Raw genomic sequence first — 24,824 nt, forward strand, 5'->3', positions numbered from 1 at the left:
TTGGATAGGCTACACTAAGTTGGACAGATAAAATAAGGGGTTGTAAACTTAGACTAATAAAACAAGGGAGCGTGCTGCTATGACACGTCAACGTCGAACTTTTACACCCGAATTTAAACTGCAATTAGTGAAACTTTATGAAAATGGTAAATCTCGTGCAGACATTACTAGAGAATATGATATTACACCTTCTGCGTTAGATCGTTGGATAAAAAATCATAAAGAAACAGGTTCTTTTGATGCCAAAGATAATCGATCAGAAGAAGAAAATGAACTGGCTCGATTACGCAAGGAAAACCAAAGATTAATGATGGAAAATGATATTTTAAAGCAGGCGGCGCTGATCATGGGACGAAAATAGATGTGATTCGAAATAATGCTCACAAATATTCGGTATCAGCAATGTGTGACGTCCTCAATATTCCAAAAAGTACGTATTACTATCATGCCGATTTGTGTAGTAAACGTACGCTAAAAACTGAAGATAAAGAGATTTCCAAAGAGATTGCCCGTATTTTCAAAGAAAGCCGTAATAATTATGGTACGCGTAAAATCAAGAAAGAACTGAGTAAATTACCAGAGCCAAAACACGTATCACGTCGTCGAATTGGTCGTTTAATGAAAGATCTTGGACTCGTATCAAACTATACAGTAGCACAGTATAAGCCGCATAAATCAACATGTAATGAAGCGTCAGTAAAAAATGAATTACAGCGTCAGTTTGAGCAAGAAGAGCCATTGGCTGTCATCGTCAGCGATTTAACATACGTTCGTGTCGGAAAAAAGTGGCACTATGTATGCTTATTTGTCGACCTTTTTAATCGTGAGATTATTGGTCATAGTGCTGGCGCGAATAAAACTGCAGAACTTGTGTATCAAGCGATTGCGAGCATACATGCCAATTTGAATGATGTCAAAATGTTTCATACTGACCGAGGAAAAGAGTTTGATAATAAACTAATTTCAGAGAGTCTTGAAACATTCGGTATCCAACGGTCACTAAGCATGAAAGGTTGCCCTTATGACAACGCTGTGGCCGAAGCGATGTTTAAGGTATTTAAAACAGAATTCGCTAACGGAGCTCATTTCTCTTCTCTTGAACAGCTCGCCCTTGAACTTGATGATTATGTTCATTGGTTCAATAACATTCGAATTCACGGAACACTAGGCTATTTAACACCAGTAGAATTCAAGCAACAGCCCTTATAATTTTTGTCCAGTTTAGTGTTGACATACCACCTTCACAATTTTCATATTTGGAATAAAATTTACCCTCATCACACAGAATAATTAAATAAAAAGGTGGTGATAAAAATGAATTTAAAGTTGGTAATAAAACCTTCCTTTAACCAGCTAATAATTCTTTTGCTTTTAGTAAAAATTCTCTTCTTCTAATAAAAAATTAAGAAGATGACGACACTTGAAATGAGTGTTGTCACACGTTAAATAAAAAAATACATAATGATTGTTTTGCTTTATGCATAATAAAAAGCCACACCTATTGGATATGACTTGAACTATATTTTATTCAGATGCTGATGTCTCGATTGTTTCACCGTTATTACAAATAAGACACTTAGCTTTAAATTCTATACTCGTTGAGAGCTTCTGCAACATATTTAATTCATTAGCCAACTTTTCTATTTCAACCAATCCTTCACTTTGCAATTTAGTAGTGACTATCTCAAGTTGTTTTAATTTTTGTTGAATTAATTCTATATTATCCCTATATTTCCCTAAAATATTTTCAGTATCCAATATCTCACCTTGATTATTTATGTTTTTTAGCATTTGGTTGACTCTTCCTCTCTATCTTAAAGTCATCATTATGGTGCGGTCTTTGTCACATGAGATATTGATAAACATCTTAAGACAGAAAACCGTCTCATAAATTGGATTTAATTAGCACTATTGTAAAGGTGTTTAACTTATTTAGCAATTTTTAATAAGCAGTATTGTACTTTGAATCTCTTTTATTTTCATCTTGTTTCTTTGTTCATTTTTGACTCACTTCCTCAGAAAAATAATCTCAAAATGTGCAGTAACTTAACCTTCAATAATGAACGATTAAATTTAGTCTATTGTTAGCCTATTGCCCTTTACTCCATATTTCATTCGAATAAAATACTACTAATGGAGGTGAAAAAATGGATAACTGTAGTAACTGTAATAAACGTTCCTGCTTATGTGGAAGCCAAATAGGACCATTCACAGCCGTTGATCTCTGTGGAATTACTGGCGCTATTCCCCCTATAACACCAACAGCATGTAGTGGTCTTTGCGAATATGGATATATATATAATCTAGGTCCTGAAACTGTAGCTGTAGAAGCAGATATTATTTTTGATTCAACAGGTATAGTTACTCCGGGAATTACGCATGCTCCAGGAACCTCTCAAATTTTTGTTACTAGACCAGGAATCTACGAGGTTACTTTCAGCGTATCAGGTGTTGAACCTAACCAATTCACATTATTTTTAAATGGTGTACCGATTCCAGAAACAGTCTATGGTTCAGGGGCTGGTACTCAACAAAACAATGGTCAGGCAATAATTGCTATACCGTCTGGCGGTATACTTACACTTAGAAATCATTCCTCCGCTGCAGCAGTAATCCTTCAAACTTCGGCAGGAGGCACACAAACTAACGTAAATGCTTCTATTATCCTTAAAATGTTAAGTCCAATTGTCTAGAGATATAAAGACTCTCTTTGATTCAAAACTTCAAAAAAAAATAGATTTCGTAGTTAGGAGTGATTAACCTTTTGCACAGGAATTACTCCTTTTTTCTTTTCATATTTATGCACGCTTCCTTTACTGAACAATATCTTTCTAAAAAGTGTTAACAACTGTAATTAATTTGCAAAGCTTTATTTTCATTTATTGGATAAATAATTGTTCCCGAAAACCAATCATCACCATGTTGAGTTTGTTGTATATAATAATCATCGTGTTTTTTAAATGTAGAACCATCAGTTAATTCAGCGTAAACATCATCATCCTCTTTAACTTCTTTATAGTCTACAATTGCAGAAATTCCCCAACTAACGTCAGATAATTCTTCGATCAATCCATTTATATAATCACTTGTTTGTTGCATAAAGAATCATTCTTTTCTATGCATTTTCTTTCCTATGGACAGTTCACTTTGTGCAAAATGTAAACTACATATATCATATCTAGAAGAGTATAAAAGAGGAATATTGCTTCCCTCCTCGAAGGATCGCTGAAGGACCAGCAGTGATCCTTTTTTTATTTTATAGGTCAATTAACTATACAAACTTAGTTATCGAATCATATAAATAGTAGTGTTAAGCAAATACGCTTAGCAATCCCACAATTGCGATCACACCATAATTACTATTTAGTCATTTCTTTTTAAGGAGATGGCTCTTTTTTTCGTCCTTTTCTGACATTTTTATAGTGTTATAAATATTTTAAAATCCCATTACATACATTAGTTTCGGGATAGCAACCTGTTGCATGGCATCGCCCCAAGTTGTTATTGCATTAAGCTATCCCATCTTTACATAATAATTTTCTCAGATTGTTCAGTAATATTACACCGCATCCGGTAGTTTTCTACTTGAATAAGGACTGAATCTTTAAAGCAACTTCTTTCGGCTTAACATCAATCGACAACATTTTTTCGACCTCTACCCATATTGGTAAATAAGTTCCTCTATCTTTGTTATTGTCTGTGTACTCCTCACCTTGACCAGTTCCAAATTTTCCTTCAATTATTTCCGATAAGAAAAAATATTGATTGCCATTAAATTTAACTTCTGCGATACAATCCTTGACCTTTACACCTAACTCTTCTAGTGCTTCTCTTCTTGCTGCATCTTCTGGTTTTTCGTTATCCTCGATTCGACCACCAGGGAAAACATAATAAACCATACCGTCTCTTTCCCTTCGAATAAGTGCAACCATTTTATTTTCTATTATCACTACTGAACTTCTATCTCTCATTCTTGTAACCCCCTTCCTTACGTTCTATACTCAATACTTAATTTGTCTTTATTTGATAAAGAGAACAAGATAAAAATGGTATTAAAATCTAATTTCACATCAGCTATTTAAACTTCATTAAAAAATATTATTTTTTTCTCTTAATAGACATATTACCAATCACCTTCCAACATTAATTCATAGAATATTAGTGAATGAACAGTTTTCTTAATTAATAAGTAATAAGCGCCTATAACTTACGGGGTTACTAACATATTACGGAATGGAGGTGACAAAAAAATGGACCCACAAAAATTGATTTGTGACAGTTGTTGTGAAAATAACCGAGTTCTTTGGCCCCGTATAAAAGCTGTTGACATATGTTCTATTCAACCTCCTCCAGTCGTTATTCCTGGCGGAACAATTATTCCAACGATAAATAGATATTTCTATATTGTTACAGAAGATATTGATTTAACAAACGGAACAACCCTTCCTGCTAATTTATTTACAGATGATAATGGCGATCCAGTAACAGAATTCAAACTTTTTAATCCCAACGGATATGTCAATCTTTACATCAATGCTGTGATGCAAGAGGGCGGTGCTTATAAAGTAACCCCAGATTCGTTAATCCTTAACTCATTTAATGCAACTATTTTTGCCGGAACCCCAATCTTTATTGAATCATTGGGTTTCCAACAAAAATGATATGAGAATCTGCTAAATTATTCTTTTTCCCTTGAAAGGAGGTGAAAAAAATAGCACTTTCAATTATTAATATTCATGTAAACGTTAATGGTACTTCCACAAGATTTTTTGATGTGTTAGCAGCTGATTTAACAGTTGCTGATGGTACTACAATCCCTGCAACTGCCTTTCTAAATGATAGTGGAACTGCTGCGACTGCTTTTCCAGTAGTAACACACGGCTACTATAATTTCTATATCAACGGTGTATTACAAGAAGGTGGATCGTATACAATTTCTGCAACAGAGTTAACTTTTAACGGTGTTACTGGCACAATCTCAGCCGGAACCCCATTAGTAGTAGAAGCTGTAGAATTAGTTACACAAACTTAATGATTAATTTCTAACTAATCGCAAATTGAAAATGTCTAGCCTTTCTTCTACCTTTTGTACAAGGGTCACTTTTATTTCAAGTGACCCTTTATTTTTATTTACCTATCAAGCCTTCGATTTACGTAGTTTATACTTTTAACCTATCTGACCTTTTTAATGTCAGTATCCCACCTAAGGTAGAAGTACTGAGATATCATTCACTTTGTTTTTATATAAAGTACAACGCCTAACAGGATCTTTAATTAATACATAAAATAAAAGTAACCTGTTATTCCTTGAGGACCTGTAACTCCCTAGGGACCTATTTACTCCTAATGCTCCTTAAGGATAAATTATTTAGATCACTTTCTTAATTGGAAGTGATCTATTTATATCCCTCAAATGTTTTGCATTTTTCCAATTCTTTAAATTGCATTTTGCCATTTCTTCTTAAGGAAACGGCTTTTCTCTTCATTTACACACATTTTTATAGTTGTAATGTTTTCAACTTAAATTACATATATTGATTCTGGGATAGCAACCTGTTGCATGGCATCGCCCCAAGTTGTTATGCACAACGCTATCCCACTATTACATAATTAGCCTTCCAAACATTTTTCCGAGCTTTAGGTGATGATACGGCTTTTTTTATGTATAGGTAACCTTAATTTGCATACATTAAAATTGGTGTATCGCACGCACTTATAAAGGCTGTGGCGTTGGTTGACCGTCACGGCTTTTCGTCATATTGGCATAAACACACGCTGTAGCTTTTTTTAATGAATAAATTCCCTTAAATCTGTACATTCTAAGAATGTCTTAGATGTCTCACACTAACTAAAGACTGTGGCGTTGGCGAGTGCCGCAGTTTTTTTGCATTTATAAATGTAATATGTACAAATACTTCTTTTTCATCTCAAAACATAAATCTTTTATTGATTTATAGTTGGTCACACTCTAAGTGACCCTTTTTTATTTCTTAAAAAACGAATTATTTTTCTTTTTATACCCATACTATCCATGTTTAAAAATGTTCAAAAAAGAGAGGAAGTGCAAGTATGGGAATACTTAGTGGAAACCCTAAAGACGAACCATTACACTACGGTGAAGTATTTAGTATCTGGACACACCTTACAGTGAATTATGGCTTAATAGCTGGGTATCAAACATTTTACAACCATTCTGGTGATGAAGATTTAAGAAAAATTATAGAAGATATCATCGACACTTGTAGAGAAGAAGCAAAACAGTTAGAAAAAATATTAAAAACTAACGGCGTTGCTCTGCCACCTGCACCACCAGAAAGACCTGTTGCACGAATCGAGGATATTCCTCCTGGTGCAAAATTTAATGATCCAGAAATTAGCGCTGCTATAACAGGTGACATTGCTGCTGGACTAGTTACATGTAGCCAAGTTATGGGTATGTCAACTAGAGAAGATATTGGACTAATGTATGGTCAATTCCATACTGCAAAAGCCCAACTCGGCGCTAAACTACTACGTCTTAATAAAACTAAAGGTTGGTTAGTGCCACCACCATTACATGTAGATTATCCAGAAAAGTAAAAAATGATTTACCTGACAAACCGTTTCCCCAGTATTACACTGGGGCTTTTTTGTTTTGAAGTAGTCTTTTTCAAAACAACTTTCTAATTTGTAAATAAATTATTTAAAGACGCCAACAAAGGAATCCTTTTGATACATAATTCAAATGCTATATTCATAAATTTTCTTACATTGAAAACCCCCAAAGAGGCTGGGACAAAGGTGTTTTTTCAGCCAACAAAAATACCGAACTATTCAATGAAACACTTATGAAATGTTTCGGAATAGTTCGGTTTTCTATTTATCGTGTTTTGTTAATATAGAAATTATTCGACTTTTCATATGTCCCAGTCTAAAGTCTAACTTTTGGGTTCATACATTCTAGGTGTCTTTTTCGGATAATGGATGCTCAATCTTACCCAAGACCTCAAAATTTTATTAATGTAGTCGATTTTTTTATTTAAACAATTTTGCATTTGCCCAGTTGGCATGATCATTGTCAATATTATCATTAGCATTAAACGCAACTAACTCAAGTGTACTTTTCCCCGCAATATCTACTTCGACATGTTCGGCTGGTTCATGAGATTTTTTAACCGGACTTATATATATAATTTTACCATCAGCAATTATTACAAAATTCACAGAACCATGACCCGACGCTACTTGATCATCTATCCCTACATCTACTGTAAATTTAGTATACTGTCCATTCAAATTATACTTAATTGTACTATTTGCATCCGAGCCAATCCCTTTGTCATATTTCACACCATTAATAGATAACTGTGTTTTATAAAACGATTTGTCTTTATTATACGAAAAATAATTAGATGTTATTTGCTCTATATCTCCTGTAACTGAAGTTGGCGTTAACTCATCACTTAAATACACAGATACAGGTGCAGCTAAAGTAGTTGTATTACCACTTACAAAAACTGTACAAATAGTAACCATTAACACCACAGCTAAACTTAATACATTAAATCGAAAACCTTTTGAATTAAAAACGTGCTTCTTTTTGTTTTCCATAACAAATCCCCTTTCGATTTTGAATGGAAATACTTGTTGGGTATTACTTTTCAAATGTCCTTCAACCTCTAGTTAGATCATACATCTCTGCTCTAAAACTAGTAGATGTAATTATGTTATTTTCCCCTTTTTTCACTTAAATAGATTTCAGCTACTTTTGCTGCTTCATCAATTGTTTGGTAGATATCAATAGGTAACGTTAAAAAACATTATAAAAACCACACCTTTACTTTGAGAACATATAGTTAAAGTAGAGTGTTCATAAAATAATAAATCCTTGGAATATATCCAAGGATTTAAAACTAAAAACGTATACAGACATATACCTATAATGGAGAATAACATGGCTGAAACAGAAAAGGCAAAATAGCTGAATATATAAAAAGATTAAATACTAGAAAAAAGATAATTACCACCCAATTAAGTCAAGCAGAATTCGTCTGTATGAGAGATAATCTACTTGGACAAGTTCAATCATTGGATATAACAATAAAAGAACTTATGGAAGAATTCGATATTACAGAAGTTTAATGTATACTTTAGAATCTAAACCCAAAGAGCCTGTTCTTATCATCGTTTAATCTGTCTAATTTTGCTACTACCATACCCTTATTTTCAAAAAATTCCAAATCAACTGCTAATAATTCTGTTTTATTCAAAGTTACAAAATACTGTCCTATTGAATTTTCTTTCAACTTATTATCTAAATACTTTAATAGTACTCCTTTTACATACGGGTCAGGATTTGAATAAGAGCCATCATGGATTAAAAAGTTTATATCAGAATTATTTAATACTCTGTGCAAAAACCACGTTAAGTCAAACATGTTAATTTTCATATGCAAACGACCATGAGATCTCTCATCAGGGATTGAACAACTTATTTTCACTCTTCCAGTGGTAGAATTCTTGCTGTAGCTAATTCGATTATCGTATTCAAAATCAAGGAAGCCATGTTGTTTATATGTAACATCAACCAGCACGTTAAATAAAGTTTGGAGTTTCTTTTTTGTTTCATTAAAGGACTGAAATTCATCATATTGTAATGAATTAATTCTCAAGACCTTATGTTGAATTTCATTTATATTTTCAACTATTTCATTCTTTTTATTATAATCATTTATCCTAACCCTAATTTCAGCAAGTTCAACTTCTTTATTTCTTTTTTTATCCATTACTAGTGATATATCTTCAATATATTTCTCGCTTTTAAATATTTTTGAAGTTTCTTCTAATTCTTTCTCTAAAACCTCTTTTTCTCTATAAAACTTTTTAAGCTTGCTATCTAAAGTGATTATTTTATCATTAAAATAATTTCCTCTGCTATCAACCATAAAATCATAAAATTCTTTTACTTTTTTGTAATTTTCCCTTACATCATTAGGGAAAAAACCTACTAAATCGTTATAAAATTGTTCAACGTCTTCAAGTTGTTTTATTTCATCTACTTTTTCTTTTAGGTTCTCAATGTTTTTTTGATACTGATTCTTAATATGTTCATATTCAAAAATTTTATTTTGAATATCGTTAAGTTCTTTTTTTACTACAGTATAATTTTCAGTGCTATTTTGAAAATGAGTAACTGTTTTAGCTTGTTTTATCGCTTTGTCAAGTTCATCTATCTTACTAATAACTTCTTCTTCTCTTACCTTTAAATCTGTTATGTTTACACTCATTGATTCAATGATTTTAATTTCATTATTCATCTTTTCAATGATATCTCGTAATTTTTTTATCTCAGATTCTGTTTGATAAGGTAGAGTAAACAAGTAATTTAATAATATATATTGCTTCAACCCATTCCTATTAGGTAACAAAATATCATTAAAACCAGTTTTTTCATCCCTTATGATATATTCCCTTAAACCAGCAAAGGTAATGTTCTCTCTTTTTTCTGTCAATATTAAATTTTCAACGTAATTCTTGTAGGACGTAAGATTTACCTTTTTCCATTCAGAAACATTCATCGAAAGCATTTCAGAGTTTTCTAACAAGAATCCATTTTGAGGATCATTAAACGATCTCGCTAGAAAATGTGTGGCGTCCTTAAGACTTACCTTTAAAGCAATATAGATATTCTTCTCTAATAAATCCCCATTATTTTGATAGTAATTTGGAATTGCTTTTCCAAGTAAAAATGATAAACAATCAACCATAGTTGATTTACCAACACCATTAGTCTCATTGTTAGCTTCTTTTTTTTCACCTAAAATTATATTTACACCCTTTTTATTAAATGGATACTCTTTTAAAATTTGACCATCATTCGGAGTGAATATATATAAGCTATCTAAAATCATGGCTAATCTCCATTCTCTAATTTTTCAATCATGTTCTCATTAATTGTTATCTTTCCTAATGAGAATAAAAAAGTTAAAGCTAAATATAAGATTCTCTCAACATTCATATTGATTGTAATTCCTTGTTTATTAGAAAACTCAAGAAATAACTGATCTACATGTTTATTTTTTGTTTCTAAAAGCTCATATAGAACCTTTGCCGTAAACAAAACATTTTCTTCAACAGAACGGTACTTTGTTAGTAGAAAGTAATTCATTGTGGTTTTACTCACCTCAATCTTTTTTGATTCCCTATATTTATCCAAAGAAATACATTCCTTTCCCAAAGAAAGGGTGCGATTTTTTTTTATGAAATTCGCAATAGAAAACTTAAGAATCTCACTGGAGTCTCTATAATGTAAACTATTCATTGCTCTACACACCTTTTGTCTTCATTAAAAATATCGCAGTCAAATATACTCCATGCAGTAAGTATCTTTACATACTTCTGTGTCATTAATTTAGAATACGGTAATGAATTTCCATTATCTAATATTATTTGATCAACGATTCGGGTGAAAATCTCATCTCCATTGTTATAGTGATTATGAATTTCTAAATATTTATCAATGATAATGTCAGCTATAAGATCTTTCTTATCCGAACTAACATATGATGTGGTATCCATAATGCTATAAATCGTTCCGAAACACTGAGAAAATCTATCAAATCGTTTTTTAAACGTAGGACTACACTTCATATTATAGAATTTTTTCTCTAATTCAATTTTGTTGTCTAGACTGCTTCGAGTTGGACCTTCAAAATGTAATTTTTCATGAAAATCAATTATAAATTGTTTGAATTCATTTTCATCAATATCATCGCTATCATCCTGCAAATAGCTCTCTTTTATTTCAGACTCTTTTTTTTTTGAAAGTCTTTCTAATTTAAAATCCAATTTCCCAGCTCTAGTTCTTCTGCTCACTTGATTATTAACTGACCAATAGTCATCTGAGGTATTCCAAATGTGATAACAGGCCTCAGCATTACCATCCTCCAAATTAATATCCACTACTACGAAGCCAGGTACTGCATATGAATCAGAAAATATTGCTCCACTAACCAATTCAACAAATGGGTTATCACTAGTGTTTAAAGTTATATTATGAGATGGATCATGAACATGACCCGATATATATAAATCAATTTCAGCATCATCAAAATTTGATTGCATGGTTCTTCTCTCACTAGGTTCAATACATCCTAATGTATGATGGCCAATTGCAATGTTCAATTTACTTTGATCTTTATTAGAAGACAATTCTCGTATAGAATCATAGAACCTTCTTTTTCCTATTAATAAATGCCCTTCTTCCCCTTGTTTATCCGAAATCAGACATGTATTAATTGAAAATACATTATAGTTATTGGAGCTTTTGACAAAGTGCAATTTTTCTTTTGGATATTCTTCCCCAAAAAATTCATTATAGAAAGCGAAAAAATTTGATTGTGCATTTATTAATGTTTGATATGTTTCTGCTCCAATGCTGTCAAGCTTTTCTGATGGTGAGGGATCTCTTAAAATACTGTCGATAAGCATGGTTCTCATTTCACCTCTTGTAATATCATGGTTCCCGGGTATAAGATGCACATCTGCTTTTGTAATATTCATTGTCTCCACAATACTATGTAGAAATGTTTTCACCAGATCATTATAAGAGCCACCCTTATTGGCTATATCACCAGTTACCAATAAAAAATCAAAATCTTTTTCTTTTTTTAGTTCATCAATATATTTGATTAACTCATCTCTCATTTTCACTGTATTATAGTTGCTATGATGGAAGTGTATATCAGTTAAGTGTAAAAAACGTAAATTCAAATTTCTCTCTCCCTTTAATCATATTCTCAAATTGATAAGCAGAATTGCATTATGAACTTTGGTATAGCTCACCATATAATTTTTACAATTGTTTTTTCAATATTCTTTTTTCTTCTCTGAGGTCTTCTATTCTATCTTTTAACGTTCTTATTAATATTTCTTCAGAACGTTTATTTACCGGTATTATCCAGGTACTTAATAAACCTCATTACTGGTTCAATTATCTCATATTTTTCATTTAGTAATAAATAAAGTGGATCTTTATTATCTACAATTATCTTCTGTACTTTCAATTTCACACCCCACATAGAATACTTTATAGACTTTGTATTTGAACTATAAATAACAAGTATTCAAAGTAAAATATAACATAATATCACGCTCTTTAAATACTAAAGAACACGATACTACGTTTAAGGTCAGTAGGACTTGGTATAGATGAGGCTACAAAGATTACTAATGCAGCATATGTGATACCTATACCACCATTAAATTACCGCAACATTAGATTGATATAATTGTTGTAGTAAATAGAGTCATCATTCTACTCAGGTAACGCTATCTAACGGTATTATCAATTTAAAATCGCTTTTGAAAATCATGATTACTTTATTTAAATTGCTAATGAATCCCAGGAATTATATGATAAAAAGAGATTCTTTGGTTACTTCTTTCGGGCTGCCAATCGACAATGATCTTAAACTCGAGGATTATATGGGAACAATGGATAGCATCGTTAACAGCCTACAGGACAAAGTACATACGATCGCCTCACATTCAGAGGAATTGGCAGCAGCAAGTGAGGAAATTAACATACAAGCACAGCACGCCCTTGAGGATTCAGAGAAAACAAATGAAGTCACAGATTAAATAAAAAGCATTTCTCGCCAAACCAATTTACTCGGCTTAAATGCTTCTATTGAGGCGGCTCGTACTGGAGTCAGCATGGCGCTGGCTTTAACATCGTAGCGCAGGAAGTTAGAAAGCTATCTTCCGAAACATCAAGCGCGACTGAAAACATTGAAGCATCCCTAAGAAATATAAATAGAAACCTTGATAACCTGAAGAAAAATATGGGGCAAATCAATGACGCTACAAACGAACAGGCTCAACTCGTTCAAGATTTCAGTGAAATTATCGAGGAGTTAACAGTTCTTAGTCGTGAAATGAAGGGCTTTATGCACGATGCTTTAAAATAATGAAGGGGGGAATAACATTGCAAATTACTATTAATCCAGAACTATCTTTACGTACTATCGAATTAGAAGATGCTAAAGCTGTTTTTGCCTTAACAGATGCATCACGAGCATATTTACGTGAATGGTTGCCATGGTTAGATTTCACAAAAGAAATTGCCGATACAACAGCATATATAGAGGGCTGTATTAAAGGACATGAAGCAAAAAGCAGCCTCTCTCTTGTTATCATTTTTCGAAGTGAAATTGTTGGCGTCGCTGGCTTCAACACGATAAATCATAGCAATAAAATCGCTGCTATTGGCTATTGGCTCAGTGAAGGAGCTCAAGGGCATGGTATTATGTCGCAGACCGTACTGGCATTATTACAATATGCTTTTGAGGATTTACAGCTCAATAAGGTCGAAATCCGTGCTGCTGTAGGCAACACAAAAAGCCGTGCCATCCCTGAGCGCCTAGGTTTTACAAAAGAGGGAACGATTCGAGAGGCAGAATGGCTTTATGATCATTATGTCGACCATGTTGCTTACGGTATGCTCGCTGGTGAATGGAAACAAATGAAAGAAAAATAATAGCCTCTCAAAAATAGCCGCCCGATATTACAAATATCAGGCGGCTAACATTTTATTTTTGTTCAACTGTTTCTTTAACTTCTTCTTGCGTTTCGTGATCTGTAGTTTGAGCTTGCTTTCCTAAGCTTACTGCTATTTGCTCTAATTCAGGACGTAATGTGTGCTTCCCTGCGTAGCTTTCAATTAGTTCTTTAACGTCAATCCCTGAAGTTTCCTTCAACGATTCTTGTAATGTTGACATTAAATTAGTTGCGTAGGCAGTTACTTTATTGGCACCGCCGCTTCCTTCCCCACCGCCAGTATCAACAACAGTAATCTTATCAATATTGCCAAGTGGACTCGCAAGCTCTTTCGCATATTCTGGCATCATACGTACAATCATATCAAGAACAGCTGCTTGACCATAGTATTCGAAGGCTTCCGCAATTTTACGTTTTGCCTCGGCTTCTGCTAGACCACGAAGACGAATAATATCCGCATCTGTTTCCCCTTTTGCACGCTCAGCATCCGCTTTTGCAAGACCATCCAAACGAATTTTCTCAGCTTCGGCTTGTGCTAATGATTCAATACGGTATTTCTCCGCATCTGCCTGTGCTAGTTCACGCATTTTAGCCGCAACTGCATTTTGTTCGACAGCATAACGATCAGCGTCAGCCTTTTTCTTAACTTCTGAATCATATTGCTTCTCACGACGTAAAATCTCTTTTTCCTCTAATTCAATTTGCTTTTGACGTTCAATAATGCGAATTTGCATTTCTTGTTCTGTTACTTCCTGTTTTGCACGAGCCGTTTCAAGTTCATATGCTTGGTCAGCACGTGCTTTAGCGATATCTTGCTCACGACGGAATTCTGCTACTTTTAATTGATTTTCTTTTTCCGCTTCTGCAATTTCAGTCGCACGTTCAAGCTCTGCCTTTTGTGCTTCTTTCGATGCTTCAGCACGCTTAATACGTGTTTCCTTTTCAGCATCTGCAGTAGCAATATCCGCATCACGTTTAACCTGTGCAATACGTGGCTTACCAAGCGAGTCTAAGTAGCCATTTTTATCACGAACATCTTTAATCGTAAACGAAACGATAATCAGACCCATCTTCGCCAAGTCCTGAGACGCAACACGCTGTACTTCCTGAGAGAATTTATCACGGTTTTTATATATTTCCTCAACCGTCATTGAACCTAAGATTGAACGTAAATGGCCTTCTAACACTTCACGTGCCTCATTTTCACGCTCATCCTTTTGCTTCCCTAAAAATTGTTCTGCAGCCGTAGCAATTTCAGAAATAGAACCACCAATTTTAATGATTGCTGTTCCATCTGCCATAACCGGTACGCCTTGTTCCGTATACACTTCAGGTGTAGTCACATCAAGTTTACTAGATAATAAGCTTAACGGCTGTGCTTGCTGGAAAATTGGGAATACAAATGTACCGCCACCACGAATAATTTTTATACGATTTCCTGACTCATCTTTATGTACATTTTTTGAGCCAAGATAGCTACCTGTCACAATTAGTGCTTCATCAGGACCCGCTGTACGATACTTTGTCACATACAGTGCAACTAGTGCGATTAAAACAAAGGCTACAATCCCTAATACAATTAAAATCTCCATTGACATATACATATCACTCCTTTATAAAAATTTCTTATCATAAGATCTCACAAAAAGTGTTCCTTCCTTTACTTCTACAACAAGTACTGTCGTATCGTAATCGATAGCCTCATTGTCAAAACCTGTTGCTCGCTTCGAAATCATACCGCTAGTCGTTTCAATAACTACTTCTCCAAAACCGTCTGTCGGAATTGGGACAATGACCTTTCCTAACTGGCCACCAAGCGATTCTTCCGTATAAGCTAAAGAAACATCGGCTGATCGTAGCGGAACAAGAACGAATAAATAAAATAGTGCACTTAAAATAGCTCCGATGATACAAGCAGCAACAATGTTCCAAACGCTAGGGAAGAAGGCTAATTTTTCTAAAATAAACCCTGTTGCTGACATCAACGTAATGAAAGATAGAATGACACTTGGATTAAAAATCGGTAGCCCCTCTCCAATGCCCTCGACAGCATCACCAAAAAACAGTATTAAAAGAGTTGCAAGACCCCCGAAAATTAATACCACTAAAAAGATCTGCTCGAGTGAATAGCCAAATAGCGTCAAGTTGTTCACCCCTTTTCATTGTATTACCTACTATACGGATGCAGCTCGTGAAAGGTTTCGTAATTTTTAATATTTTCTTAATTTTGAATGATAAATTAAGAAACAGGTAATCTCTTATAGTATTAATGCTCTTTACAAAAATAAAAAGCATGTCACTGATTGGGCTTTATTTAGAAGCTCCATTCGGCAGACATGCTTTTCTAATATTCTAGTACATTTAATGTGGTTAAAGAACCCTTCGAAGAATGCTCTGCAACTCATATGACCAACCATTCGACACAGAAAAATTTGTAAGTAAAACACACAAGCAACATAAATCTGTTTGCATATAGTGTAAATATATGATAGAAAGGGTGTGTATCGTGAAAAACGAACATAAAAATAATAAAACGTTCAGATTCAAGTTTAGATCAAATCCAAGTTGTCATTGTCGTTGTTGTGGTTTTTGTTGTCCTTGTCGTTGTAAGCCACCATTTATACCTGAACCACCACCCCCTCCAGCTTGTCATTTTTTAGTGTACGTTACAGACGCCGGTCAGTTAGCTACTCCTGATAATAGAGTTTCAGTAATTGATACAGCGACAAATACGATAGTCGCTGACATTCCAGTAGGAACGGCTCCACTTGAAATAGCGATTACACCAAATGGAGCATTTGGTTATGTCCCAGCTCTCTTCTCTAATAATGTTACGGTTTTTAATACTGCAACAAACGCTGTAGTCGCTACCATTCCAGTAGGTTTTCAACCTCTCGGTGTAGCGGTTTCACCAGATGGAACACTTGTTTATGTATCAAATCATGGAGCTGGAGCTAACTCAGTATCTGTCATTAGTACAGCTACAAATACCGTAATTGCTACTATTCCAGTAGGGCTCCAACCTCAAGGTATAGCTTTTACTCCAGATAGTGCGTTTGCTTACGTTGCAAACGAAAACTCAAGTTCAGTATCCGTTATTAATACAGCTACAAACACTGTAGTTGCTACTATTACTGTGGGAATTGGTATTCGCCCAAGATCAATCGTTATTACACCGAACGGACAATTTGCTTACCTTACAAATGAAAATAGTAACACAGTATCTGTCATTAGTACTGCAACAAATACGGTAGTTGATATAATTCCTGTTGGAACAGGACCTGTTGGAACAGCAGTTACACCTGATGGAGCATTTGTTTACATTGTAAATAAAGGTAATAATACTGTATCTGTCATAGATACATCAACAAATTTGGTAATTGCTACAATCCCTGTAGGAGTATCTCCTGACCAAGTAACTATCTTGCCGGATGGTACACTTGCTTATGTCACAAATCAACTTGACAATACTGTATCTGTCATAGATATTGAAACAAATACAGTAATCGATACAATTCCAGGGTTTAATGGTCCAACCGGCATAGATACAGGGACAATCTGCCTAGTTTCGGAGCTCTAGAGTTAAATCGGCATAATTGAATCCGGAATCGACTTTAACTTCTTTCAGCGGGTGTTTGAACACCCGCTGAAAAAATGACTTAAATCCACATTCATCTCACCACTTATAGCGATGGTAGACTTCTTTACCTGTAGCTTAACTATCGGTACAAAAGACATTTGTTGCTTACGCTACCTAAGACACTTGCTGAAAGAAGTTAAAACTAGCATCCCTAGTTCATCTGCTTAAAAGCAGACATACTTTCTATTGCCATTTGCGCAATTGAAGTATGTCTTTTCGATGTGTTATAAAGTTTATCGACCTTGAAATGTTTGACATAAAAGTCGTGACCATACTACTTGTTTCACCTAGCGATTATCAGTTCCTTGCTGTTACTGCCTTCTAAAAATATAGGTATTTCTTCCGAGTCAATCCGACATATTTGACCTCACTTTTGAAACTGGGGCTAAAAGTGGGGCTAGCTCATAGCTAACCCCACTCAAAACACATTATATAGACATTAACAAAGCCTTTAAGATTCTAATACATTTAAAATAGCATCGAGATCATTGACAGCAATATCTAGGCGTTCCTTTGCCTCGATATTTTGCTGTTTTATTTGATTAAACTCTAGCAAATTTTTCTCATGCTTTAATTTAATAGAAGACAAGCGTTCAATTCGTGATTCAACCTTTTCTATAGCTTGCTCACAAACTGTTGTCCATAGTTTTTCTGATTGCTGCATTTCAGTCGTTGATGGGTTGTGTTGACGCATAATTCGTGCATATACAGCTTCAATTTGTTCTATTAATTCTGAATAAAAATGTCGCTCAACACGAGTTGTTTGGAATGTTGGATGCTCTACCTCTTTTGCATATGGGGTAATTTGACGTAGTAGCTTCCCAGCATTTTCTCCAAAACCATGTGATAAATTTAATACATTCATTAACTGTAAAAGTAAACGAATTTCTTCTAGATTAATAAGCTGTGAATCGATGCTTTCCTTTAGCTTTAAGGATTCTATATAGCGTCGATCAAAGTGCTCAATTTCACCGTTGCGTTGCTCTACTAAATGATCACTTGCATTGTCTTTTAAGCTTTTAATATAGCGAATGGCGTGGCTTTTAAGCTCTTCCATCGACAGCAAGTTGTCATTTTCTTGTTGTGGCTTTCCTCGTTGAACATACGCAAATGCATCCATTTTTTTGGGCCATTGTGCTGCTGAGGTTTCTTCTGAGACATTATAGCGTATATAAATTCCGTGCATTCCATATCCTCCAAGTCCATTAAACAAGTATCTCTAAAGACAATAAATCGAATACGCTATTTTTTCAAGTAAAAAACTTTTAAAGATTAAAAATCCTTCTTTTGAACAATTATTAGAAAATTCCGAGTAGTCGTTACTATTCAGGATTGCAATATTTATTAAACGGGCGATTTTACCACTTTATCCTTTACAAGCTATTCTTACACGGTATGAAACATATTCTACGACTAAAATAAGCACAACTAAAAGTGGCTCTTGCCTTGCACCACAAATAGACATTCCTAATTGATCTCCCAAGATAGATTCTAGCATTTTTATTTTTCATCCTAATTAAGCATCTTGTCGTATTTGATGAATGCTTTTTCCTTCAGTAAAGGCATGAATCGAGTTTATTTTACCTATTGATTTGAAATTTGCCTTGTCATAGACCTTTGCAACCTGCTCATTGATTGGCAAGATCCAGAGATATGCTAACCCCTGTTTTACCGACTCTTGCTGAATGTGTTGTAAAATATATCCAATCAATCCTCGTCCTCGGTAACTTTCAATCGTCGCTACACTCTCAATTCTTCCTTGATTCCCTGAGATGAAAATATTGGCAGTACAGCAAGCTTTGCCATCCACTCTTAATAAATAATACGTAAAATGCGGAGAATGATAGGTTTTCTCAAAAGCTTGCCTGATTAATGCAGGCTCCCCAAATGTAGAAATACTCATTTCTACGGCTAATGCTTCCTCCATATTGGCATCTGTTACACGTTCAATCTGTATGGCTGGATTTGGTGGTATTTGCGTGTATTCACCATTCCAACACTGTACATCATCTGTAAAACTTTCATATTGAAAGCCATGATTCTCTAATGCCTCTATACATGACTGATTTTCCTCCACGTTGTATAAATACAATCTAGGGATAAGAGATTTCGACTGATAGAAATTTTTGATTTCCTTTAAAAACATATCTGGTTCGGTTATCTTCTTCCAAATGTGTGCATGATTGGCGTCGTAATAGGTTGGCATTTCCTTATTATAAAATAATACTCCTTCATTACATGTTTCTATCTCACTAAAACTTTTAATATAATCAATATCTAACTGCATGATATGTTCAATTTTATGCATGCTCTGTTCCTCCCTCAATCCATCTTTCATATAAATCCTCTAACTGCTGTTCAAGCTTTTGACGTTGCTCCTTAGCAAGTGTCGGCTCCTTTAATTTCATTTCGAGCTTTTCAATTTGTTCTTCAATAGGTATCTCTTTTTTAGTCGCGTAGTTCTTTTCAGGAGCTTCTTTTATAACTGGTTCTTTTACTATTTCTAAGCGGCGTTTTTGTCTTGCCCATTCATAATCCCCTTCAAACACTTGAATCGTTTCATGCTCAATCCATGCAACTTTTGTAAAAATCTTTTGTAAAAAGTAGCGGTCATGCGAAACACCAATAATAGTCCCTTCAAAGGATTCCAGTGTATCCTCCAATACCTCTCTTGCTTCAATATCTAAATGGTTAGTCGGCTCATCCAGTATCAATAAATTAATATCCTCATGCATTAACTGCGCTAGACGTAAGCGCATTTTTTCTCCGCCACTTAAATCCTTCACCTTTTTAAAGACGTCATAACCATAAAATAAAAACTGAGCAAGAATGTGACGTGCTTCAGCCTCTGACACAGAGACGCTCTCACGGAAGGCATCTATTAAACGAATGGCAGGATTTTTATGCTCAAACTGTTGCGATAAGTAGCCAATTTTCACACTACTGCCAACATGGCAAACACCTTCATTGGGTTCTACTTCACCTAGCATCATTTTTAATAACGTTGATTTTCCACTGCCATTGCTACCCACAATCGCCAGTCGTTCTTCGAAGTAAACCGCTAAGTCACTTTCCTTAAATAATGGTTTTTCAAACGCATGGCTAATGCCCTTCATTTGTACAACCTCTTTACCACTACGCTCAGCCATTGTTAAAGCTAAATTCATTTTCTTTTTCGTAGTAGGCTTCTTCACACGCTCTATACGGGCTAGTGCTTTTTCCATACTTTTGGCGCGTCGATGCAGCCCTGCATTTGGCGGATTCGCTTCATTTGCCCATTGCTTTAAACGCTTTATTGTTTCCTTCATCTTTTTAATTTTCTTTTGTTGTTCTTCGTATTCAGCAAACTGCTGTTCAACCTTTGCTTCTTTTTGCGCCATAAATGCATCGTAATTACCGATATACGTAAATGCCTCTCCATCCTCAATCTCTATTATTTTGTGAGCCATCTGATTCATAAATTGACGATCATGTGATACTACAATAACCATTCCAACAAAGTTACGGACATAATTTTCTAGCCATTCAATTGCCTGCATATCTAAATGGTTAGTCGGTTCATCTAATAGCAAAATAGCAGGATTACTTAACAGGATTTGTCCAAGCATCACCTTTGTTTTCTCCCCACCGCTTAAGCTACTAAAAGGCTGCTCAAGTAATGGTGTAATACCTAGGCCATTTGCAATCATGGCTAATTGGGCATCCATTTCATAGCCCCCCTGCAGCATAAACTGTTCCTGCACATGACCATATTGCTGGAGTACCTTATCTGTTACCGCTGACAGCATCTCTTGCTCCAATTTTGTCATGTGTGCCTTCAATGCGTATATTTCCGCAAATGACTCCTCCAGTACTGCTCTTACTGAGTACGTAGGATAATGTGGAATTTGATATAAATACCCAACTGTTGCTTCCTTGCTTTTTATGATTCGACCCTTATCAGGTGTATCCAAACCAGCTAGTAACTGTAATAAAGTCGTTTTTCCACTGCCATTCACGCCAACAATGGCAACATGCTCCCCAGTATTAACTTCTAATTGAAGTCCTTCAAATAAAACATTTCCACCAATAATTTTTTGTATTTGTTCAGCTTTAATTTGCATCGTTTTCTCCTCCAAAGAAACGTGCGAAAAACATCTCTAGACACAAAAAAAGACTGCTCGATTAACAAGCAGTCTTTTCCTCATTAGTTTGTGAAAAAGAATGGTTAATTCGCTACGTTTGATATTTGATTTTGCTTAAAAATGGACAGACCTATCCCGTTGTTCGCAAAATCGAAAGTAATCACACGTGCAAAATACATAGCTGTATCCACGTTTACACATGTCTTCGTAGCGTTTTTATTCATTCCTTTTCACCTCCGTTCATAATAGTTAACTTTATAATACCATAATTCTGATAAATTGGAAAGTTTTTTTCAGAGGTTAAGATAATATTGTGTTTTTAGATAAAGAATCAACATTTAATAAGGATGAAATTATTATCATTTTTATAACAATGAAAACAAAAAAAGATAGTAATTTTTTTACAAAATAATAGATAAATAATATATAATGAAAAATACTTTGAATTAAATAATTAAAGGAAAGAGGTGTTTAGTTATTATTTATTTTCTCTCAGGAGGAGTATTGGCATCTTTTTTCATTGTATTAGGATGTATCAAACCGGTTAGAAAAAAGGGTTATTTAGTTCTCTTCATCGGTTTAGCAATTAATGCATTTATTGCTCCAATTTCATTCGCTTTTGGCGTTATGGCAACAGATGACCCCAGAGCAGGATTACTTGATTTTATTCTAGGCTTTTTATTTATTCAATCCATTCCATTACTAATACTTTTTATATGTGTTGTAGTAACTTTTATAATGACAGGTGTCAATCAAACCATTTATAAATGAGTTTGAAATAAAAGCGATTTCACTGCTACTATGCAAGATTTAGCGAGTAGCGCAAGCATACGAAACATATTACCAGCAAAAAACGCGGAAGCTATGCCAGGATAATATTCATACTGTTATAAAACATTGCCTTATAGTAGTAACTTTTTTAACATAATGATATTTAATGAAAAATACTTTGAATTATTTATTCAGATATACATATTTTAACGGCAAGAGGTGTTTAGATATATCAGAACTTTTCTTATTAGTATTGGCATTTTTAATTGTGGTAGTAATTATCATATCGGTTGGAAAGAAAAGTTTCTCATTTTTCTTCATCGGTATCGCTTTAGCAATTAATGTAGTTGTTGCTCCACTTTCATTCTTTATTGGCCTTATGGCAACAGATGACCCCAGTGGAGGGCCGCTTACTTTTATTAAAGGCTTTTTATTTATTCAATCCAAACCATTACTAATACTTTTTGGAAGTGTTTTAGTAAGTTTTATAATAAAACGATGTGTAAAACAAAAAATTTCTAAATGAGTTTTGATGAATAGCGATTATTACAGCTACTATGCAAGAATTAGCGAGTAGCGCAAACACACAAAAACATAGTGCTAGAGAGATGGTAAGGGCTTTGAGGCTCGAAAGATTGCTCATTAGGTAATATCTAATGGGCAATCTTTTTTTCGTCATACCCCTAAAACGGTATATCTTTTAAGGCTATCGGTACAGCTATATCTCATTACTACACAAAGTGCTTTTAACATGACCATATCCTCATTGGGTTCAATATTAAAATGATAGCTACAAGATTGAAAAAGTGCGAGCTCTAGTACAAAGGTTTAAGTACTAGAGCTCGCACGCAAACATTGTATTCTTTTCTTGTACCATAAACTTATTGTAATACATATAAAAATTAATGCACCGAAAGCTGTAATCCAAAAGAATATATTCCCTCCACTGGTTGTAGAGTTAAGAAATATACCACTACTAACAATACCTACACAACTTATTATTCCCGACAAGATAATGGCTAATTGACGATTTAGTTGGTAAATGGAAAAAATAAGAACTGCAAAAATATAAATAACACTTACGATCATAATAGTCGGGAAAAATGGTTGAAATTTAGCCGCATAGGCAAAGTAATCAAGCGGCTAATATCCCGACCATTGTTAATCTCAATATTAAATAACTGAGAAAATGGTGTTGAATACTTCCATTCCAGTGAATCGTCTATGATTTCACTTCCCTCATACCAAGAAATAGCTGTTGACATTATTAAAGTCACGAAACCAATAACTAGATGTATCATATACTTAAACAATGTTTTTCTCCCTTCACCCTTTGAAGTAAAGACGTTAGAATAAGTTTTTAGTTTCCAAAACCAACAAACCTTTATAATACTAGAATCGATATCATAACGTGTGGTTGATTTCCGTTCCAGCCGGGCGCTTTCCTGGGGGCGTCCGATGAGCCGCTTGGGCCAACAAGATGTTGGTCACGAAGGCGTTATCACAGGATGTGATGCTCTTAGCCTTCGTTCCCCTATCGCTGATCCCAAGGAGTCGCCCAGCCGGAACGAAGATCAACTTATATACATGACCGTGTTTACATTTTACAAATTTCCCATACAATAAACTGGTAATATCCAACAGTACTCTACGTTTTCACTTTTTTCACAAACATTTTCACAAACGGTACGAGGAAAACGGATACGACCAGCACTCGGAACAACTGAAATGCGGTGACGATCGTGACATTTGCATGCACGGAAGCCGCGATTATCCCCATTTGATCAAGTCCGCCTGGTACGATACTTAAAAAGCCTGTTCGAAAATCTAGGCTGTAAAAGCTCTTCATAACAAATGTTAAACTATAAGCTGCACCAATAAAGATACCTGCCGATACAAATGCGTAAAATACATGCTTCTTTGATAAATGTAAGTCCTCTTTTCTCAATAAAAGACCGATGTAAATGCCAAGCATTAGCTGTGCAATATGAAGTAGTGACAATGGCAATTTCGGTACGTCAATCCCTGCTATATTTATGCCCATCAATAAAAATACTGGGCCAAGCATATAGCCTGTTGGTATTTTTACTTTTTGTGCCAACCAACCCGCTACTCCACACACAGCAAGTAATCCAATTAAGCTCCATATATAAGCTCCGTTAGTAACTACACCAGTTCCTCCAGAGCCTGACACCAATAATGGCACAAAGCCGACGATTAATAGAACCCTTAATATTTGGAAGAACGTAATCACGACCATATCCATGTCCCCTTGCTCCTCGGCAAAGGCAACAACTTGGGACATGCCACCAGGTACACAGCAAGTCAACGCGGTCGCAAAATCTAAATCCGCACGTTTTGCAACTAAATAACTAACACAAAAAAACAATACAATAAATAATACGTTTAAAACAATCATACTTCCTATAAATTGTTTAATATCCTGCACCGCTTCTGGCGTAAACGCAAAACCAATGGAATAGCCCGCAACAATTAAACCAAAATTACGAAAATATTTATGCCATTTCAATTGTACTTTCGTTGATAACTGAACAATAAGCACCGCTGCTATAGCTCCAAGTAACCACGGCATTGGAATATGTAATAAATTAAATAACATCGCACCTGTTAAGCCAATACATAATGTAATAAACATGTGCTTGTCAAAAATAAACATAGAAGCAACCCCTCGTGACTGTATCATTCTATTATGCCGTGAACTTGCCTATTTTTCTACTTCATCACTTTTT

The 24,824-nt window shown here is 34.6% G+C and carries 26 protein-coding genes and 1 pseudogene; 11 read left to right on the top strand and 16 right to left on the bottom strand.

What is annotated here, in order from left to right:
- Window positions 1–79 precede the first annotated feature (79 nt).
- Window positions 80–1,209 (top strand): IS3 family transposase gene (locus ABE34_RS01605; protein ID WP_197139965.1). Its coding sequence is split into 2 segments (ribosomal slippage): window positions 80–326 and window positions 326–1,209, totalling 1,131 coding nucleotides; the frame shifts between segments, so codons are not numbered across the junction.
- A gap of 315 nt (window positions 1,210–1,524) precedes the next feature.
- Here ABE34_RS01605 and ABE34_RS01610 read toward each other — a convergent pair.
- Entirely contained in the window at window positions 1,525–1,791 is a 267-nt protein-coding gene (locus tag ABE34_RS01610) for a hypothetical protein (RefSeq protein WP_197139967.1), read from the bottom strand.
- A 356-nt stretch (window positions 1,792–2,147) separates the two neighbouring features.
- Between ABE34_RS01610 and ABE34_RS01615 the strand changes: the two genes are divergently transcribed.
- Window positions 2,148–2,693, top strand: a complete 546-nt coding sequence (locus tag ABE34_RS01615) for a BclA C-terminal domain-containing protein (RefSeq protein ID WP_197139969.1) — start codon at window positions 2,148–2,150, stop codon at window positions 2,691–2,693.
- Window positions 2,694–2,841: 148 nt separating this feature from the next.
- Here the strand turns inward: ABE34_RS01615 and ABE34_RS01620 are convergent, their stop codons facing one another.
- Together ABE34_RS01620 and ABE34_RS01625 are read right to left on the bottom strand one after the other, a co-directional pair.
- Window positions 2,842–3,099, bottom strand: a complete 258-nt coding sequence (locus tag ABE34_RS01620; RefSeq protein WP_197139971.1) for a hypothetical protein — start codon at window positions 3,097–3,099, stop codon at window positions 2,842–2,844.
- Window positions 3,100–3,581: 482 nt separating this feature from the next.
- A complete protein-coding gene (locus ABE34_RS01625; protein ID WP_197139973.1) occupies window positions 3,582–3,971 on the bottom strand; it encodes an NUDIX hydrolase in 390 nt (129 codons plus the stop codon).
- Between the two features lie 279 nt (window positions 3,972–4,250).
- Here ABE34_RS01625 and ABE34_RS01630 point away from each other — a divergent pair, with 279 nt between their 5' ends.
- The 3 genes from ABE34_RS01630 (at window position 4,251) to ABE34_RS01640 (ending at window position 6,579) form a co-directional block, all read left to right on the top strand.
- Window positions 4,251–4,661 (top strand): DUF4183 domain-containing protein, encoded by a 411-nt coding sequence (locus ABE34_RS01630; protein WP_197139975.1) that lies wholly within the window; start codon window positions 4,251–4,253, stop codon window positions 4,659–4,661.
- A gap of 41 nt (window positions 4,662–4,702) precedes the next feature.
- Window positions 4,703–5,032 carry a DUF4183 domain-containing protein gene (locus ABE34_RS24885; protein ID WP_346655500.1) on the top strand — a complete coding sequence of 110 codons (330 nt, stop codon included), beginning with the start codon at window positions 4,703–4,705 and terminating at the stop codon, window positions 5,030–5,032.
- A 1,037-nt stretch (window positions 5,033–6,069) separates the two neighbouring features.
- Window positions 6,070–6,579 carry a DUF3231 family protein gene (locus ABE34_RS01640; protein WP_197139977.1) on the top strand — a complete coding sequence of 170 codons (510 nt, stop codon included), beginning with the start codon at window positions 6,070–6,072 and terminating at the stop codon, window positions 6,577–6,579.
- Window positions 6,580–7,014: 435 nt separating this feature from the next.
- Here ABE34_RS01640 and ABE34_RS01645 read toward each other — a convergent pair whose 3' ends face one another.
- The 4 genes from ABE34_RS01645 to ABE34_RS01660 all read right to left on the bottom strand — a co-directional run bounded on the left by ABE34_RS01645 (window position 7,015) and on the right by ABE34_RS01660 (window position 11,751).
- Window positions 7,015–7,644 (bottom strand): NPCBM/NEW2 domain-containing protein, encoded by a 630-nt coding sequence (locus ABE34_RS01645; RefSeq protein ID WP_197139979.1) that lies wholly within the window; start codon window positions 7,642–7,644, stop codon window positions 7,015–7,017.
- Window positions 7,645–8,129: 485 nt separating this feature from the next.
- Entirely contained in the window at window positions 8,130–9,890 is a 1,761-nt protein-coding gene (locus ABE34_RS01650) for a DUF2326 domain-containing protein (RefSeq protein ID WP_197139980.1), read from the bottom strand.
- A gap of 2 nt (window positions 9,891–9,892) precedes the next feature.
- Entirely contained in the window at window positions 9,893–10,300 is a 408-nt protein-coding gene (locus ABE34_RS24890) for an ABC-three component system middle component 6 (RefSeq protein ID WP_241747058.1), read from the bottom strand.
- Window positions 10,297–11,751 (bottom strand): metallophosphoesterase family protein, encoded by a 1,455-nt coding sequence (locus tag ABE34_RS01660; protein ID WP_197139981.1) that lies wholly within the window; start codon window positions 11,749–11,751, stop codon window positions 10,297–10,299. Before ABE34_RS01660 ends, ABE34_RS24890 begins: the two co-directional genes overlap by 4 nt.
- A 660-nt stretch (window positions 11,752–12,411) precedes the next feature.
- On the opposite strand from ABE34_RS01660, the gene ABE34_RS24895 reads away from it, so the two are divergent.
- The 3 genes from ABE34_RS24895 (at window position 12,412) to ABE34_RS01670 (ending at window position 13,519) form a co-directional block, all read left to right on the top strand.
- Window positions 12,412–12,621 carry a hypothetical protein gene (locus ABE34_RS24895; protein ID WP_241747059.1) on the top strand — a complete coding sequence of 70 codons (210 nt, stop codon included), beginning with the start codon at window positions 12,412–12,414 and terminating at the stop codon, window positions 12,619–12,621.
- A 92-nt stretch (window positions 12,622–12,713) separates the two neighbouring features.
- Entirely contained in the window at window positions 12,714–12,950 is a 237-nt protein-coding gene (locus ABE34_RS24900; RefSeq protein ID WP_346655507.1) for a chemotaxis protein, read from the top strand.
- Window positions 12,951–12,967: 17 nt separating this feature from the next.
- A complete protein-coding gene (locus tag ABE34_RS01670; protein ID WP_197139982.1) occupies window positions 12,968–13,519 on the top strand; it encodes a GNAT family N-acetyltransferase in 552 nt (183 codons plus the stop codon).
- A 52-nt stretch (window positions 13,520–13,571) separates the two neighbouring features.
- Here ABE34_RS01670 and ABE34_RS01675 read toward each other — a convergent pair whose 3' ends face one another.
- Both ABE34_RS01675 and ABE34_RS01680 read right to left on the bottom strand, forming a co-directional pair.
- Window positions 13,572–15,137 carry a flotillin family protein gene (locus tag ABE34_RS01675; protein ID WP_197139983.1) on the bottom strand — a complete coding sequence of 522 codons (1,566 nt, stop codon included), beginning with the start codon at window positions 15,135–15,137 and terminating at the stop codon, window positions 13,572–13,574.
- A 15-nt stretch (window positions 15,138–15,152) separates the two neighbouring features.
- Window positions 15,153–15,683, bottom strand: a complete 531-nt coding sequence (locus tag ABE34_RS01680; RefSeq protein ID WP_197139984.1) for a hypothetical protein — start codon at window positions 15,681–15,683, stop codon at window positions 15,153–15,155.
- 362 nt (window positions 15,684–16,045) lie between these two features.
- Between ABE34_RS01680 and ABE34_RS01685 the strand changes: the two genes are divergently transcribed.
- The gene (locus ABE34_RS01685) at window positions 16,046–17,119 is read left to right on the top strand and encodes a beta-propeller fold lactonase family protein (protein WP_346655501.1); all 1,074 of its coding nucleotides are present in this window, start codon (window positions 16,046–16,048) and stop codon (window positions 17,117–17,119) included.
- Window positions 17,120–17,630: 511 nt separating this feature from the next.
- Here the strand turns inward: ABE34_RS01685 and ABE34_RS01690 are convergent.
- The 5 genes from ABE34_RS01690 to ABE34_RS01705 all read right to left on the bottom strand — a co-directional run bounded on the left by ABE34_RS01690 (window position 17,631) and on the right by ABE34_RS01705 (window position 21,527).
- Complete coding sequence (locus ABE34_RS01690; protein ID WP_197139987.1) at window positions 17,631–18,365, bottom strand: hypothetical protein; 735 nt, start codon at window positions 18,363–18,365, stop codon at window positions 17,631–17,633.
- Window positions 18,366–18,545: 180 nt separating this feature from the next.
- Window positions 18,546–18,677 carry a hypothetical protein gene (locus tag ABE34_RS25345; RefSeq protein ID WP_276569470.1) on the bottom strand — a complete coding sequence of 44 codons (132 nt, stop codon included), beginning with the start codon at window positions 18,675–18,677 and terminating at the stop codon, window positions 18,546–18,548.
- An 18-nt stretch (window positions 18,678–18,695) separates the two neighbouring features.
- A complete protein-coding gene (locus ABE34_RS01695) occupies window positions 18,696–19,487 on the bottom strand; it encodes a GNAT family N-acetyltransferase (protein WP_197139989.1) in 792 nt (263 codons plus the stop codon).
- A complete protein-coding gene (gene abc-f, locus ABE34_RS01700; RefSeq protein WP_197139991.1) occupies window positions 19,480–21,282 on the bottom strand; it encodes a ribosomal protection-like ABC-F family protein in 1,803 nt (600 codons plus the stop codon). Before abc-f ends, ABE34_RS01695 begins: the two co-directional genes overlap by 8 nt.
- Before the next feature lie 104 nt (window positions 21,283–21,386).
- Window positions 21,387–21,527, bottom strand: a complete 141-nt coding sequence (locus ABE34_RS01705; protein WP_197139992.1) for an RAxF-45 family protein — start codon at window positions 21,525–21,527, stop codon at window positions 21,387–21,389.
- 280 nt (window positions 21,528–21,807) lie between these two features.
- Here ABE34_RS01705 and ABE34_RS01710 point away from each other — a divergent pair, with 280 nt between their 5' ends.
- On the top strand, window positions 21,808–22,074 hold the full coding sequence (locus tag ABE34_RS01710; protein ID WP_197139993.1) for a hypothetical protein: 267 nt from the start codon (window positions 21,808–21,810) through the stop codon (window positions 22,072–22,074).
- 166 nt (window positions 22,075–22,240) lie between these two features.
- On the top strand, window positions 22,241–22,600 hold the full coding sequence (locus ABE34_RS01715; RefSeq protein ID WP_197229823.1) for a hypothetical protein: 360 nt from the start codon (window positions 22,241–22,243) through the stop codon (window positions 22,598–22,600).
- A gap of 302 nt (window positions 22,601–22,902) precedes the next feature.
- Here the strand turns inward: ABE34_RS01715 and ABE34_RS25755 are convergent.
- Window positions 22,903–23,375 (bottom strand): annotated as a pseudogene (locus ABE34_RS25755) (YjdJ family protein).
- Window positions 23,376–23,722: 347 nt separating this feature from the next.
- Complete coding sequence (locus ABE34_RS01730) at window positions 23,723–24,751, bottom strand: AbrB family transcriptional regulator (protein WP_197139996.1); 1,029 nt, start codon at window positions 24,749–24,751, stop codon at window positions 23,723–23,725.
- Between the last annotated feature and the right edge of the window lie 73 nt (window positions 24,752–24,824).

Source organism: Lysinibacillus sphaericus (genome assembly GCF_015844675.1).
GTDB classification, from domain to species: Bacteria; Bacillota; Bacilli; order Bacillales_A; family Planococcaceae; genus Lysinibacillus; species Lysinibacillus sphaericus_E.